1 protein-coding gene and 1 pseudogene are annotated in these 748 nt (G+C 42.0%); both read left to right on the top strand.

Annotation, left to right across the window (positions count from 1 at the left end; all coding sequences use genetic code 11):
- Positions 1-188 (top strand): annotated as a pseudogene (locus JUI58_RS00340) (Uma2 family endonuclease); the annotation flags it as partial.
- Between the two features lie 47 nt (positions 189-235).
- A partial coding sequence (locus JUI58_RS00345; protein ID WP_204101769.1) for a Uma2 family endonuclease occupies positions 236-748 on the top strand: 513 nt, incomplete at its 3' end.

The raw sequence follows: 748 nt of genomic DNA on the forward strand, positions 1-748 counted from the left end.
AAGGACGATTAAAAATAGCCGTTCTTCAAGGCGATCGCTACGTTGAAGTCACAGAAAGTCCGCATTTCCCTAACTTTCCCCTCACCGAAACCATTCCTCAATATTTGCAGAAAGTGAAAACCCAGGGACGCAATAAAACCATGCGAGAATTTAGAGCATGGGTGCGCGATCGCCATCTCTCTCAATAAATTTATAAGTGCTACAATACTGGCGATCGCGTTAGAAAAACCGAGCAATGTTATTAGAACTGAAACGCTTTGACATTCCACCCGGACAAAAACTCGTCCTGCGGGACGTAAATTGGCAAGAATTTGAGCAAATATTAGCAGAATTAGGCGAAAAACGAGCCTCCCACATTGCTTATGCTAATGAAACTTTAGAAATTATGACTCCCTTACCCGAACACGAAGTTGACAAACTCTTCGTTACAAATTTTGTCGAAATTTTGCTGGAAGAACTTGATATTGATTTTTACCCTCTTGGTTCAACAACGTTTAAAAATGAATTGATGAAGTATGGAATCGAACCCGATAACTGTTTCTATATTGAACATGAAACAGCCGTTCGTGGCAAGAATCGCCTCGATCTCACCCTCGATCCACCTCCCGATCTGGCTCTAGAAATTGATATCACTTCTCGTACCCATCCCGATATTTACCAAGCATTAGGTGTTCCCGAATTGTGGCGTTTTGAGAAAGGACGATTAAAAATAGCCGTTCTTCAAGGCGATCGCTACGTTGAAGTCACA

The organism is Spirulina sp. CCY15215 (assembly GCF_016888125.1).
Classification (GTDB): domain Bacteria; phylum Cyanobacteriota; class Cyanobacteriia; order Cyanobacteriales; family Spirulinaceae; genus CCY15215.